Consider the following 14008-nt stretch of genomic DNA (forward strand, 5'->3'; position numbering starts at 1 on the left):
ATCGGTCTGGTATATTGCATGCCTGAGCCGAATATGCATGATTGAGCCTGCACGAGACAGACGCGCCAGCTCAAGGACGCGCCGCCCACCAGAGAGGCTCAGGGATGGAACGCCAGGATTCGCCGTCGGCGAAATGGTGGCAGCTCGCCTTCGGCGTGATCTGCATGGCCATGATCGCCAACCTGCAATACGGCTGGACGCTGTTCGTCGACCCCATCGATCAGCGCTACCACTGGGGGCGGGCGGCGATCCAGCTCGCCTTCACGTTGTTCGTCGCCACCGAGACCTGGCTCGTGCCGGTGGAGGCCTGGTTCGTGGACCGCTACGGCCCGAGCCTGGTGGTCGCCTTCGGCGGGGTGATGATCGCCCTGGCCTGGACGATCGACGCCTACGCGGACAGTCTCGCGCTGCTCTATCTCGGCGCGGTGGTCGGCGGCATCGGCGCCGGCTCGGTCTACGGCACCTGCGTCGGCAACGCGCTGAAGTGGTTCCCGCATCGCCGCGGCTTGGCCGCCGGCGCCACCGCGGCCGGCTTCGGTGCGGGCGCGGCGATCACCGTCGTGCCGATCGCCCGGATGATCGCCTCCAGCGGCTATCAAGACGCCTTCCTGTATTTCGGGATCGGCCAGGGCGCCATCGTGCTCGCCCTCGCCTTCCTGCTGCGCAAGCCGGCCACCATCGTGCCGATGCAGCGCAAAAGCCTGCGCCTGCCCCAGACGAAGATCGACCGCAGCCCCCGCGAGGCGGTGCGCACGCCGGTCTTCTGGGTGATGTACGCGATGTTCGTCATGGTCGCCTCGGGGGGCCTGATGGCGGCGGCGCAGATCGCCCCGATCGCCCAGGATTTCCACGTCGCCGGCGTGCCGGTCAGCCTGTTCGGCCTCCAGATGGCGGCGCTGACCCTGGCGATCTCCCTCGACCGGATCTTCGACGGGTTCGGCCGGCCGTTCTTCGGCTACGTCTCCGACAATATCGGCCGCGAGAACACGATGTTCATCGCCTTCTCGACGGCGGCCCTGGCGGTGATCGTCCTCCTCACCTACGGCCACCACCCGATGGTGTTCGTCTTCGCCACCGCGGTGTATTTCGGGGTGTTCGGCGAGATCTACTCCCTGTTCCCGGCGACCTGCGGGGACACGTTCGGGTCCAAATACGCCGCCAGCAATGCCGGCCTGCTCTACACCGCCAAGGGCACCGCCGCGTTCCTGGTGCCGTTCGCCAGCCTCCTGTCGGCGGCCTATGGGTGGTCGGCGGTGTTCTCGCTGATCATCGGGCTCAACGTCGCCGCCGCCGCGCTCGCGATCTTCCTGCTGCGGCCGCTGCGCGCCCGCTACCTCGCCGAGGCCGAGCATCCCGCGGCGCTCGCCGCCCAGCCGATCCGGGCGGCCTGAACGGCCTTTGACATCACGCCGTCGCTCGAACGACGCTCGGCCTACACGGATCTCCTACCCTTCCCCTCATCCTGAGGCGACGAAGCGAAGCGGCGGGCACCTCAGGACGCGGATAGCGGGTCGGAGATCCTGACAGAAACCTCGAAAGCACCCCATACCGACACTGAATTTCCGGGAGAGACTGCGATGACCGCTCTGGCAAAGATCGTCCACACCGCCCCCGAGATCGAGGCCGAGCCCGACCTCACCGACGGCTTCCACCTCGTCATCGACGCGCTCAAGCTCAACGGCATCGAGACGATCTACGGCGTCCCGGGCATCCCGATCACCGATCTCGGCCGCATGGCCCAGGCCGCGGGGATGCGGGTCGTGTCGTTCCGCCACGAGCAGCATGCCGGCAACGCCGCCGCGATCGCGGGCTTCCTCACCCAGAAGCCGGGCATCTGCCTCACGGTCTCGGCGCCCGGCTTCCTGAACGGCCTGACCGCGCTCGCCAACGCCACCACCAACTGCTTCCCGATGATCCTGATCTCGGGCTCGTCCGAGCGCGAGATCGTCGATCTCCAGCAGGGCGATTACGAGGAGATGGACCAGCTCGCCATCGCCAAGCCCCTGTGCAAGGCGGCCTTCCGGGTGCTGCACGCGGCCGATATCGGCATCGGCGTTGCCCGGGCGATCCGCGCGGCCTGCTCAGGCCGTCCCGGCGGCGTCTATCTCGACCTGCCGGCCAAGCTGTTCTCCCAGGTGATGGAGGCCGAGGCCGGCCAGAAGTCGCTGGTGAAGGTGATCGATCCGGCCCCGGCCCAGCGCCCCGCCCCCGAGGCGATCACCCGGGCGCTGGAGGTGCTGAAATCCGCCCGCCGGCCGCTGATCGTGCTCGGCAAAGGCGCAGCCTACGCTCAGGCCGACGACGCCATCCGCGCGCTCGTCGAGACCAGCGGCATCCCGTACGTGCCGATGAGCATGGCCAAGGGGCTGCTGCCCGACACCCACCCGCTCTCGGCCGGCGCCGCGCGCTCCACCGCGCTCAAGGATTCGGACGTGGTGCTGCTGATCGGCGCCCGGCTCAACTGGCTGCTGTCGCACGGCAAGGGCAAGAGCTGGGGCGAGCCGGGCTCGACCAAGTTCATCCAGATCGACATCGAGCCGCGCGAGATGGATTCGAACGTCGAGATCGTGGCCCCGGTGGTCGGCGACATCGCCTCCTGCGTCCAGGCACTCCTCGACGGGATGGGCCAGGGCTGGCAGCAGCCCCCGGCCGACTGGATCGACACGCTCAAGACCAAGCGCGAGGCGAACATCGCCAAGATGGCGCCCAAGCTCATGAGCAACGCCTCGCCGATGACCTTCCACGCGGCGCTCGGCGCCCTGCGGACCATCGTGAAGGAGCGGCCCGACGCGATCCTGGTCAACGAGGGCGCCAACACCCTCGACCTCGCCCGGGGCATCATCGACATGTACCAGCCGCGCAAGCGCCTGGATGTCGGCACCTGGGGCATCATGGGCATCGGCATGGGCTTCGCCGTCGCCGCCGCGATCGAGACCGGCAAGCCGGTCCTGTGCGTGGAGGGCGACAGCGCCTTCGGCTTCTCGGGCATGGAGGTCGAGACGATCTGCCGGTACGGGCTGCCGGTCTGCATCGTCGTGTTCAACAACAACGGCATCTACCGCGGCACCGATTCCGACCCGACCGGGCGCGACCCGGCCACCACGGTGTTCGTGAAGGATTCCCGCTACGACAAGATGATGGAGGCCTTCGGCGGCGACGGCTACCACGTCACCTCGCCGGACGAGCTGACCCGGGCGGTCAACGCCGCCATGGATTCCGGCCGGCCGTCGCTCATCAACGCCGTGATCGACCCGGCCGCCGGCAGCGAGAGCGGCAATATCGGCAGCCTCAACCCGCAGAGCGGGATCAAGAAGAAGGCGTGAGGCGCACGCCTCTCAGGGGGCGATGTGTTCTGAAGACGTTCGAGAGTGTCTTGAGCGTTGGAACATCCACCCCGTCATCCCGGGGCCGCGTAGCGGATCCCGGGATCCAGAAACTCAGGTGGAGCAAAGCCTTGCGCGGTCAGCGCATCCGGCTTCCGGGCTCGCCTGCGACGCCCCGGAATGACATTGTCGCCAGCGGCCGCCGCTCCTGAACAGTGTTTTTGGGGCCACGTCGCTTGAGGCATCGACAAGGGCCCGAGCCTCTTCCCCCAGATAGCCAACAACCACCGGTAATCCTCCCGCGGATACGGGCCGACCGCCCTCCCCGTGGCCCGCCTCGTGCTAAGCTTCGGCGAACGCAGCGCAGGGGCGAGCCGACATGCTGACCAGACGATCCTTCGTGGCCCTGTCGGGCGCGGCGCTCGCCGCCCCGGCACTCGCCCAGGGCACGGCCTCCCGGGTGCTCAAGTTCATCCCGCAGGCCGACCTGACGGTGCTCGACCCGATCTGGACCACCGCCTACGTGACCCGCAACCACGGGCTCGCGGTGTTCGACACCCTGTACGGGACCGATGCCAGCTACGCCGCGCAGCCGCAGATGGTCGCCGGCCACGTCGTCGAGGATGACGGCAAGCTGTGGCGCATGACGCTGCGGCCCGGGCTGACCTTCCACGACGGCACGCCCGTGCTCGCCCGCGACTGCGTCGCCAGCATCAATCGCTGGGCCAAGCGCGACCCGATGGGCCAGACGCTCATGGCCTACACGGACGAGCTCTCGGCCCCCGACGACCGGACCATCCAGTTCCGGCTGAAGAAGCCCTTCCCGCTCCTGCCCGACGCGCTGGGCAAGGTCGGCTCGCCGATCTGCGCGATCATGCCGGAACGCCTCGCCAAGACCGATGCGTTCACGCAGGTGACCGAGATGGTCGGCAGCGGCCCGTTCCGGTTCAAGGCCGACGAGCGGATGGTCGGCGCCCGGGTCGTCTACGAGCGCTTCGACAAATACGTCCCGCGCGAGGGCGGTGAGCCGCAATGGACCTCGGGCCCCAAGCGCGCCTTCCTCGACCGGGTCGAGTGGCACGTCATCCCCGATCAGGCCACCGCAGCCTCGGCGATGCAGACCGGCGAGATGGATTGGTGGGAGCAGCCGCCCTCCGACCTCGTGCCGACGCTGGGCAGCCTCAAGACCTCGATCAAGGACCCGACCGGGTTGATCGGCTGCCTGCGCATGAACCAGCTGCTGCCGCCCTTCGACAACCCGGCGATCCGGCAGGTGCTGCTGAAGGTGGTCGACCAGACCGACTTCATGCAGGCGGTGACCGGCGACGACCCGAAGCTGCGGCACGTGCCGGCCGGCTTCTTCTGTCCCGGCCTGCCGATGGCGAGCGAGGCCGGCCTCGACGTGCTGACGAGCAAGCGCGACTTCGACGCCGCCAAGAAGGCGCTGACGGCGGCCGGGTACAAGGGCGAGAAGGTGGTGCTGATGGGCGCCTCCGACTTCCCGAGCCTGAAGGCGCTGAGCGATGTCGCGGCCGACATGCTCACTCGGGCCGGCTTCAACGTCGATTATCAGGTCATGGATTGGGGTTCGGTGGTCCAGCGGCGGGCCAAGCGCGACCCGATCGCCCAGGGCGGCTGGAGCATCTTCTGCACCTTCTGGGCCGGGCTCGACCAAGCCAACCCGGCGGTCAGCGCCTTCCTGCGCGGGACCGGCGCGAGCGCCCCGGTCGGCTGGCCGACCAGCGAGAAGCTCGAGACGCTGCGCCAGGAATGGCTCGATGCTCCCGACACCGCCGCGCGCAAGACGCTCGCGGACGCCCTGCAGAAGCAGGCCTTCGCGGACGTGCCCTACCTGCCGCTCGGGCAGTATTTCAACCAGACCTCGTACAAGCCCTCTGTGACCGGGGTGCTCGACGGCGTGCCGGTATTCTGGAACGTCAGGAAGGGCTGAGCGGGCGGGTCAGGCCGGCACGGCATCCGCGGCCCTGCGGGCCCGCGCCGGACCGCCGGGCCCGGCATCGGCCATCAGCGCCGGGATCAGATCGGTCTGGGAGACGATCCCGACGAGCCGGCCATCCGGATCGACCACCGGCAGGTGGTGGAGGGCCGCCTCCGCCATCCGGAGCACCAACTCGGCCAGCGGCGTGTCCGGGGTGACGGGCTCGACCGCACTCATGATGTCGGCGGCGCAGCCATGGGGCGCCCGCCCGCGCTCCACGGTCAGCTGCAGGCGGCGGCCGAGGCCCAGCCGCGGGCCGCTCCGGTCCCATTCGGCCTTGTCCAACAGGTCGGTCTGGGTGACGATCCCGAGCACCCGGGCGCGCTCGTCGGTGACCGGCAGGGCCTTGATCCGGTGGCGGCGCAGCAGGTGCAGCGCCTGCGCCAGGGAATCGTGCGGCGCGACCCCGATCACGTCGCGGGACATGATCGCCGCGCAGGTGGTCTGGCCCGGGCGACGCCCATAGACGCGCATCTGCACCCGCCGCAGGATCTGCTCCAGGTCGCTGCGATCGACGTCGAGCAGCTGGTCGAAATCCTCCAGCGCCGCATCGAGGTCCGAGGCCAGGAAGCCGAGGCGGGACGCCGGCGCCCGGTCGTCGGTCCGCGGGCCGGCCGGGCGCAGGTGCGGATAGGCGCGGCCGGTGAGGTTGTTGAACAGCAGGGCCGCACTCAGCAGCAGCAGCGAATTGGCCGCCACGGGCCAGAGCACGAAGCCGTAGCCGAGTTCCCGGATCGCCGGGCCGCCAAGAACGGCCGTCAGGGCCACCGCCCCGCTCGGCGGGTGCAGGCAGCGCAGGGCCATCATCAGGGCGATCGCCAACCCGATGGCCACGGAGGCCGCCACGAACGGGTCCGGTACCCAGGTCGCGGCCGTGACGCCGACCAGGGCGGCCACGAGGTTGCCGCCGAGGATCGACCAGGGCTGCGCCAGGGGACTGGCCGGCACCGCGAAGAGCAGCACCGCGGAGGCGCCCATCGGGGCGATCAGGACCGGTGCGGCCTCCGGGCCGATCGCGGCGCGGCAGATCAGGCCGGTGACCAAGATCCCCAGCAGGGCGCCGGCGGCCGAGCGGAGACGCTCGCGCTTGCTGACCGGCGTCAGCTCGGGAAGGAGGCGGCTGAGCAGTGATCGCATCGGATCCGCATCGTGCACACGAGTCGGGACGGCGCAGGGCGCGCCGTCCCGACTCAGATTAGCAGAGGTTCGGAGCCGCTTATCAGACGGCGCGGGCCTCGTGCATCGCCTGGATCTGCGCGGGGCTGTAGCCGAGGCCGGTCAGCACCTCGTCGGTGTGCTCGCCGAGCAGCGGCGAGGCCTTCACCTCGACGGTCATGTCGGAGAACTTGATCGGGCTGCCGACGGTCAGGTAGCTACCGAGCTTCGGATGCGGCACCTCGACGACGGTGCCGCTGGCACGCAGGGACTTGTCCTCGGCGATCTCCTTCATCGACAGGACCGGCGCGCAGGGGATATCGTAGGTGCGCAGGATGTCCACCGCCTCGAACTTGGTCTTGTCGGCGAGCCATTCCTCGATGGTCTTGAAGATGTCGAAGATCTTGTCCTGCCGGGCCCGCGGGGTGTTGTAGGCGGGATCGGTGATCCAATCCTCGCGGCCGAGCACCTTGCAGATCGGCGCCCAGGCATGGCCCTGGATCGTGAAGTAGATGTAGGCGTTCGGGTCGGTCTCCCAGCCCTTGCACTTGAGCACCCAGCCGGGCTGGCCGCCGCCGCCGGCATTGCCGCCGCGCGGCACCACGTCCGAGAATTCCCCGTGCGGGTATTGCGGGTATTCCTCGAGATAGCCCAGCGCATCGAGGCGCTGCTGGTCGCGCAGCTTCACCCGGCAGAGGTTGATCACCGAATCCTGCATGGAGACGGCGACCTTCTGGCCGGTGCCGGTCTTGTTCTTCTGGTGCAGCGCCGTGAGGATGCCGATGGCGAGGTGCATGCCGGTGTTCGAATCACCGAGCGCGGCGGCGCTGACGGTCGGCGGCCCGTCCCAGAAGCCGGTGGTCGAGGCGGCGCCGCCGGCGCATTGGGCAACGTTCTCGTAGACCTTCAGGTCCTCGTAATGGTGCCCGTCGGAGAAGCCCTTCACGGAGGCCAGGATCATCCCGGGATTGAGTTCCTGGATGCGGGCCCAGGAGAAGCCCATCCGGTCCAGCGCCCCGGGGCCGAAATTCTCGACCATCACGTCGGAATCCTGGATCAGCTTCTCCAGCACCTCCTTGCCGGCCTGGGTCTTGGTGTCCAGCGTCAGCGAGCGCTTGTTGGAGTTGAGCATCGTGAAGTAGAGCGCGTCCGCATCCTCGACGTGGCGCAGCTGCGTGCGGGTCACGTCGCCCGCGCCCGGCCGCTCGACCTTGATCACGTCGGCGCCGAACCACGCCAGCAGCTGCGTGCAGGCGGGGCCGGCCTGAACGTGGGTGAAATCGATGATCTTGATCCCGTCCAACGGCTTGCTCATCTGGCGTTCTCCCTTGCGCGTTGAGGTTTGCGGTCTTCGGACGGTCCCGGTTTCCGGTCAGGATCCGTTCGGAAGGGCTTCGAGTTCGGCCACCCGCTGGCGCAGGCGTTTCTCCTCGCTCCAGCGTTCGGTCTCGTCGCGGATCACCGCGACGATGCCGGTCACCCGGTCCGACGCGTCCCGGATCATCCCGACCGTGAAGGCGATGGAGAGCTGGCGGCCGTCCTTGTGGATCGCCGGCACCCGCAGGGTCTCGGCCCCGTAGCGGGTGGTGCCAGTCCGCATGGTCTTGGCGTAGCCGTCCCAGTGGCGGCGGCGGTGGCGCTCCGGCGTGATCAGATCGAGGGTCTGCCCGAGGGCGTCCGCCGCGGTGAAGCCGAAGATCCGCTCGGCCGCCGGGTTCCAGACCGTGATCGCCCCCTCCGGATCGGCCACCACCACGGCGTCGCCGATGGCGGCGACGAGTCCCGTGAGGTCGTCCCCGGCGGGGCGGTCCAGCATGGTGTCAGCGTCCGACACGGACGGCCCAGCGGCGATGTCGAGCGGCCGGGACGCAGGCTGTGTCGGGGGCAACGAAGCTCGGGTCCGTCACTGCGGTCTCCCTGCGATACGGCGCTAAAGTTCCGGTCGGCCCGGAGCTCGTCACCGCGTCTCGCTGTGCGTCTTGGTATCTGGTATGCCAAATACCCTCCGACGTCAACCGCGAAGGCGCAAAACGGCATTTTGTTGCAAATCGGTTGTCACCCGGCGCGAGCCAGATCGCTGTCGGGAACAGGCCGCCGGACGGCCCGGATCGACACCGCGAGCGCAGCCGGCTGAGCGCGAGATCCATCGCCCTTCGGAACGGCGGGCTGCCCTGGTTTGCTTCGCTGTGCTCGCCAGGGCGGTGAGGCTGAAGGCTTTCGCGCGAGCTCAGGGGCGCGGCCAGCGCAAGCCGGCCTTCTCAGATTCGCCGCTTTCCGGGGGCAGGAGCCGCGCAGCCAGACAGCACGGGCCGGCGTTTCGGCAATCCGCCCTGGAGACCACCCCGGTGATCCGTTTCGAGAAAGTCAGCAAGGTCTACCGCACCGACGGCCACAAGCGGACGATCCTGGAGCAGGTATCGTTCACCCTGAAGCCCGGCATTTCCTACGGCATCCTCGGCATCAACGGCGCCGGCAAATCGACCACGATGCGGCTCATCGCCGGGACCGAGGATCCGACCCGGGGGCGGATCCATCGCGGCCTGCGGATCTCCTGGCCGCTGGGCTTCGCCGGCGGCTTCCATCCGAAGATGACCGGCCGCGACAACGTCATGTTCGTCGCCCGGATCTACGGCGAGGATCCGCGCCGCGTGCTCGACTTCGTGGAGGACTTCTCCGAGCTCGGCAGCTATCTCGACGTGCCGATCTACACGTATTCGTCCGGCATGGGCGCCCGGCTCGCCTTCGGCATGAGTATGGCGATCCCGTTCGACTGCTACCTGATCGACGAGATCACCTCCGTGGGTGACGCGCGATTCTCGAAGCGCTGCGACGAGGTCTTCTCCCAGCGGCGCAAGAACGCCGACATCATCATGGTCTCGCACTCGATGGAGACCATCCGCCAATGGTGTACGCAGGGCCTCGTCCTGCTCAACGGGCGGGCGATCATCTACGAGGACGTGAACGACGCGATCGAGGTCTATCGGCGCCTCAACGCCTGAATGATCGCAGCCGCGAAGACATGCTTTTGCCGCCTCCCCGTGCGAGAGGCATCCGACGCGAGCGTTTCGGCGCGGTCGAGGGCCCGGTGACGGGCCGGCCGTCGAGTCCGGGGAGGCCGGGGATCAGGTCATGAATATGGAGATCCGGAAAGCCGAGGGGCAGCCGCTGACGACCGCGGACCGCCAGCAGGCGGTCACCGAATCGTTGCGGCAGATCGCCCGCATGTCGCGGTTCGTCGACCGCAAGAAGGGCATCCGGTCCTACCAGAGCCACGTCAAGAACGATCCCTGGATCCCGATCCTGTTCGTGATCTGCTTCGTGCTGCCGACCTTGGTCGGGGCGGTCTATTTCGGTCTGATCGCGTCCGACCGCTACGTCAGCGAGGCCCGGTTCGCGATTCGCCCGGCACTCGGCACGGCCGACAAGGCGGCGCCGGATTCGGTCGGCACCTCGTCGGGTGTCCCGAGCCAGATGGTGGCGCAGGACACGCTGATCACCAACGAATACATCCACAGCCGGCCGATGATCGAGGCGATCGAGGCGAAGCTGCCGATCCGCGAGTGGTTCAGCCGCGACAGCATCGACTATTTCTCGCGCTTCGACGCCGAGAAGCCGATCGAGAAGTTCCTTCGCTACTGGAAGCGGCGTGTCGGCGTCGACGTCGAATCCGGCTCCGGCATCATGTCGCTGACGGTCGAGGCCTTCGACCCCGACGAATCCCTCGCCATCGCGAAAGCCGTGATGACCGAGGCGGAGCGGATGGTGAACGACCTCAGCGTGAAGGCGCGCGAGGATGCGGTCGCCGAGAGCTCCCGCGAGCTGAAAATCGCCGAAGATCGCATGACCAAGATCCGCCTGGCGATGCGCGACCTGCGCAACCGCGAAGGCGTGCTCGATGCCCAGAAGTCGAACGAGGCGAACCTCAAGATCGTGTCCGAGCTGCGGGCGGCCCGCATCAACCTTGCGGTCCAGCTCGCCATCGGCCAGCGCGACCTCGGTCCGGAATCGCGCCGCATCATCGACATCAAGCAGCAGATCAAGGATCTCGACGAGAACATCGCCCGGATCGAGCGGCAATCGGCCAGCCAGGATCCGGAGCAGAAGCGCCTGCTCTCGGACGCGCTCACCCGGTTCGAGGCCCTCGAGAACGACCGCAAGAACGCCGAGAAGTACTACCAGCAGGTGCTGACCGCCCACGAGCGCGCCCGCATCGTCGCCGCCCGGCAGATCGAGTTCTTCAGCCCGATCGTCGAGCCCGTGAAGGCGGAATCCTCGGTGGAGCCGCGGCGGATCCTGTTGATCAGCCTGGTCACCGCGGGCGCGGCCGTGCTGTTCGCCGCCTCGATGTTCGCCCGGAAGATGATGAACTGAGCCGGAGCGCCTTCGACGAAGCACTCTGCGCCGCGTCGAAGGAGACGCGGCGCTCGGCCCGGCTCAGCCGCGTACCGCCGCGCCGGTCCAGCCCTCGGCGCGCCAGCCTTCGGCCCGCTCGTCGAGGTCGATCGAGCCGGCGCGATCGAGGATCGCCATCACCCGGTCGGCCTGGTGGTCCTCGGCCCGCACCGTCACGAGGGTCCCGCCGCGGCGCACGCCTTCGGCATAGGTCTCGGCCTCGCCCTCGGTGAGTCCGGCGCCCGTGAGGCCGCCGATCAGCCCGCCCGCCGCGGCGCCGACGCCCGCACCCGTCACGGCCGCGATCAGCCAGCCCGCCGCGACCACCGGCCCGAGGCCGGGAATCGCCAGCAGCCCGAGCCCCGCCAGCAATCCGGCGCCGCCCCCGAGCACCGTGCCGACGGTCGCGCCCGTCCCGGCGGCGTCCACCGGATCGACCACGTCGGGCTTCGGATCGCCGAAGGGCTGATCCCGGGGCGTATCCGATCCCGCCCGGTTCGCCAGGATGCTGATATCGGCATGGGGCACGCCCGCGGCCTCCAGCTGGTCGACCACGCCGGCGGCGGTGTCGTACTCGTCGAACAGGGCGGTCAGGACACGGGCGGCCATGCGGGATCCCTCGATCGGTGGGCTGCCGCCCGGTTGCGCGACGACGATGCCGCGGCGGGACAAGCGGCTGAAGCCATGCGGGTTCCGCCCACGCCGGCCCGGTTCTTAACGGCGCGCTAACCATCCGCTCGGCAGATCTTGCCGGGTCCGCCCCCGGGATTCCCCCGGGCGGACGGCGATGGATCGAGAACGATGGCGGAGACGGCGAGCGCGCCGGCCAGGGGCGGGGCGATGGGCGGGGCCGCCTCGGTCCTGAGTCAGCTCGCGCTGCCGACCCGCGGCGACCTCCACGCGCTGTCCAAGCGCTCGGACCTCATGTTCGCCACGGGCGTCATGGGCATCCTGGCGGTCCTGATCTTCCCGCTGCCGGCGGTGCTGCTCGACCTGCTGCTGGCGGTCTCGATCATCACCTCGGTGCTGATCATGATGACCGGCCTGTCGATCGACAACCCGCTGGAATTCACCGTCTTCCCGACGCTGCTGCTCATCGCCACGATGCTGCGGCTGGCGCTGAACCTCGCCTCGACCCGCCTGATCCTGGGCCATGGCCACGAGGGCACGGCGGCGGCCGGCCACGTCATCGAGGCCTTCGGCAACTTCGTGATGGGCGGCAACTTCGTCATCGGGATCATCGTGTTCGCGATCCTGATCATCGTGAACTTCGTGGTCATCACGAAGGGCTCGGGCCGCATCGCCGAGGTCGCGGCCCGCTTCACCCTCGATGCGATGCCCGGCAAGCAGATGGCGATCGACGCCGACCTGTCGGCCGGCCTGATCGACGAGAAGGTCGCCAAAGCCCGCCGGGCCGCCCTGGAGGAGGAATCCTCGTTCTTCGGCGCCATGGACGGCGCCTCGAAATTCGTCCGCGGCGACGCGGTCGCCGCCCTGCTGATCACCTTCATCAACGTGGTCGGCGGCATCGTCATCGGGGTGGCGCAGCAGGGCATGAGCTTCGGCGACGCCGCCAAGAGCTACACCCTGCTCACCATCGGCGACGGGCTGGCGAGCCAGGTCCCGGCCTTGATCGTCTCCACCGCGGCCGGCATCCTGGTCTCGAAGGCGGGCGTGCGCGGCTCGGCCGACAAGGCGCTCGGCAAGCAGCTCGCGCATTACCCCAAGGCGCTCGGCATGTCGGCGGCCGTGATGTTCCTGATCGCGCTCCTGCCCGGCATGCCGATGCTGCCGTTCCTGCTGCTCGGCGGCGGAGCCGGCTACGCCGCCTGGCGCACCAACAAGACCGCCAAGGAGGCCCCGCCGCTGGACGCCCAGGGCGCCCCGATGGACGCCAAGGCGGTCGCGGCCGCCGCGACCGCCGCCAAGGAGGAGACGGTCACCGACCTGCTCAAGCTCGACGACCTCAAGCTCGAGATGGGCTACGCGCTCCTCGCCCTGGTCAACGGCGAGGGCCAGGACCGGCTCACCGACCAGATCAAGGCGCTGCGCCGCCAGCTCGCGGCCGAGCTGGGCTTCGTGATGCCGTCGGTGCGGATCCTCGACAACGTCCAGCTCGACGCCAATTCCTACGTGGTCCGGGTCAAGGAGATCGAGGCCGGCACGGGCCGGATCTTCCCGGGCCAGTTCATGGCCATGGATCCGATGGGCGGCCAGGTCCAGCTGCCCGGCCAGCACATGCTGGAGCCGACCTTCGGCCTTCCCGCCACATGGATCGACGCGTCCCTGCGCGACCAGGCGCAGCTCAAGGGCTACACGGTGGTGGATGCCGCCACCGTGGTCTCGACCCACCTCACCGAGGTGATCAAGGCCCATGTCTCCGAGCTCCTCAACCATGTCGAGGTCTCGAAGCTGCTGCGCGAGCTGCCCAAGGAGCATGCCGAGCTGCTCAAGGAGATCGTGCCCTCGCAGATCTCGACCACCGGCGTGCAGCGCGTGCTGCAGTTCCTGCTCTCCGAGCGCGTGTCGATCCGCGATCTCGGGGCGATCGTGGAGGGGATCGCGGAAGTCGCCGGCGCGGTAAAGAACCCGCGCGACGTGGTCGAGCATGTCCGCGCCCGGCTCGGCCGGCAGATCTGCGCCCAGTACCAGGACCAGAACAGCACCCTGCCGATCATCACCCTGTCGCCGGCCTGGGAGCAGGCCTTCATGGAATCGATCGTCGGCGAGCGCGAGGAGCGCTACCTCGCGATGCAGCCCTCGAAGCTCAGCGAGTTCGTCACCGCGGTCCGCGACCGCTTCGAGGCCGCCGCCCGCCAGGGCGAGATGCCGGTTCTGGTCACCTCGGCCCAGTCCCGGCCGTTCGTGCGCTCGATCATCGAGCGCTTCCGCCGCGAAACCCCGGTGATGAGCCAGGCAGAGATCCACCCGCGGGCGCGGCTGCGCACGGTGGGGTCGATCTGAGGGGTGGCGGGCTGGGGGCTAACCGGCAGCGCACCGGGCAAAGCTCGTCGCCCAACGATTTGAGAGTTGGACGGACGGCGAAACAGGCGCCTTGTCATCCCGGGGCCGCGCAGCGGAACCCGGGATCCATAACCGCTGACAGATCGAAACCCGGCACCGTCGGCGTATCTGGATT

10 protein-coding genes are annotated in these 14008 nt (G+C 68.8%); 6 read left to right on the plus strand and 4 right to left on the minus strand.

Annotation, left to right across the window (positions count from 1 at the left end):
- Positions 1-104 precede the first annotated feature (104 nt).
- From oxlT to BMZ47_RS14730, 3 genes are all read left to right on the plus strand, one after another.
- Positions 105-1391 carry an oxalate/formate MFS antiporter gene (oxlT, locus tag BMZ47_RS14720; RefSeq protein WP_007566502.1) on the plus strand — a complete coding sequence of 429 codons (1287 nt, stop codon included), beginning with the start codon at positions 105-107 and terminating at the stop codon, positions 1389-1391.
- A gap of 186 nt (positions 1392-1577) precedes the next feature.
- Positions 1578-3323: an oxalyl-CoA decarboxylase gene (gene oxc, locus BMZ47_RS14725; protein ID WP_091863197.1), complete on the plus strand. Its 1746-nt coding sequence runs from the start codon at positions 1578-1580 to the stop codon at positions 3321-3323.
- Positions 3324-3702: 379 nt separating this feature from the next.
- Entirely contained in the window at positions 3703-5274 is a 1572-nt protein-coding gene (locus BMZ47_RS14730; protein WP_091863198.1) for an ABC transporter substrate-binding protein, read from the plus strand.
- A gap of 9 nt (positions 5275-5283) precedes the next feature.
- Here BMZ47_RS14730 and BMZ47_RS14735 read toward each other — a convergent pair whose 3' ends face one another.
- From BMZ47_RS14735 to BMZ47_RS14745, 3 genes are all read right to left on the minus strand, one after another.
- Positions 5284-6459 (minus strand): HPP family protein, encoded by a 1176-nt coding sequence (locus tag BMZ47_RS14735; protein WP_091863199.1) that lies wholly within the window; start codon positions 6457-6459, stop codon positions 5284-5286.
- Positions 6460-6541: 82 nt separating this feature from the next.
- On the minus strand, positions 6542-7792 hold the full coding sequence (gene frc, locus BMZ47_RS14740; RefSeq protein WP_091863200.1) for a formyl-CoA transferase: 1251 nt from the start codon (positions 7790-7792) through the stop codon (positions 6542-6544).
- Between the two features lie 57 nt (positions 7793-7849).
- Entirely contained in the window at positions 7850-8293 is a 444-nt protein-coding gene (locus BMZ47_RS14745; RefSeq protein ID WP_007566491.1) for a PAS domain-containing protein, read from the minus strand.
- A gap of 529 nt (positions 8294-8822) precedes the next feature.
- Between BMZ47_RS14745 and BMZ47_RS14750 the strand changes: the two genes are divergently transcribed.
- Together BMZ47_RS14750 and BMZ47_RS14755 are read left to right on the plus strand one after the other, a co-directional pair.
- Complete coding sequence (locus tag BMZ47_RS14750; protein ID WP_007566489.1) at positions 8823-9476, plus strand: ABC transporter ATP-binding protein; 654 nt, start codon at positions 8823-8825, stop codon at positions 9474-9476.
- Positions 9477-9606: 130 nt separating this feature from the next.
- Positions 9607-10848, plus strand: coding sequence for a KpsE/RkpR family capsule polysaccharide export protein (locus BMZ47_RS14755; protein ID WP_091863201.1), 1242 nt, complete (start codon positions 9607-9609; stop codon positions 10846-10848).
- A gap of 63 nt (positions 10849-10911) precedes the next feature.
- On the opposite strand, the gene BMZ47_RS14760 is transcribed toward BMZ47_RS14755, so the two are convergent.
- Entirely contained in the window at positions 10912-11478 is a 567-nt protein-coding gene (locus BMZ47_RS14760) for a hypothetical protein (protein WP_007566486.1), read from the minus strand.
- A gap of 192 nt (positions 11479-11670) precedes the next feature.
- On the opposite strand from BMZ47_RS14760, the gene flhA reads away from it, so the two are divergent.
- Positions 11671-13833: a flagellar biosynthesis protein FlhA gene (gene flhA, locus BMZ47_RS14765; protein ID WP_091863202.1), complete on the plus strand. Its 2163-nt coding sequence runs from the start codon at positions 11671-11673 to the stop codon at positions 13831-13833.
- The last annotated feature ends 175 nt before the right edge of the window (positions 13834-14008 follow it).

This window comes from Methylobacterium brachiatum (genome assembly GCF_900113845.1).
Taxonomy (GTDB): domain Bacteria; phylum Pseudomonadota; class Alphaproteobacteria; order Rhizobiales; family Beijerinckiaceae; genus Methylobacterium; species Methylobacterium brachiatum.

Excerpts from the sequence above, each read along its gene's own strand:
- oxlT (WP_007566502.1), top strand. The coding sequence starts at position 105 with ATGGAACGCCAGGATTCGCCGTCGGCGAAATGGTGGCAGCTCGCCTTC.
- oxc (WP_091863197.1), top strand. The coding sequence starts at position 1,578 with ATGACCGCTCTGGCAAAGATCGTCCACACCGCCCCCGAGATCGAGGCC.
- BMZ47_RS14730 (WP_091863198.1), top strand. The coding sequence starts at position 3,703 with ATGCTGACCAGACGATCCTTCGTGGCCCTGTCGGGCGCGGCGCTCGCC.
- BMZ47_RS14735 (WP_091863199.1), bottom strand. The coding sequence starts at position 6,459 with ATGCGATCACTGCTCAGCCGCCTCCTTCCCGAGCTGACGCCGGTCAGC.
- frc (WP_091863200.1), bottom strand. The coding sequence starts at position 7,792 with ATGAGCAAGCCGTTGGACGGGATCAAGATCATCGATTTCACCCACGTT.
- BMZ47_RS14745 (WP_007566491.1), bottom strand. The coding sequence starts at position 8,293 with ATGCTGGACCGCCCCGCCGGGGACGACCTCACGGGACTCGTCGCCGCC.
- BMZ47_RS14755 (WP_091863201.1), top strand. The coding sequence starts at position 9,607 with ATGAATATGGAGATCCGGAAAGCCGAGGGGCAGCCGCTGACGACCGCG.
- BMZ47_RS14760 (WP_007566486.1), bottom strand. The coding sequence starts at position 11,478 with ATGGCCGCCCGTGTCCTGACCGCCCTGTTCGACGAGTACGACACCGCC.
- flhA (WP_091863202.1), top strand. The coding sequence starts at position 11,671 with ATGGCGGAGACGGCGAGCGCGCCGGCCAGGGGCGGGGCGATGGGCGGG.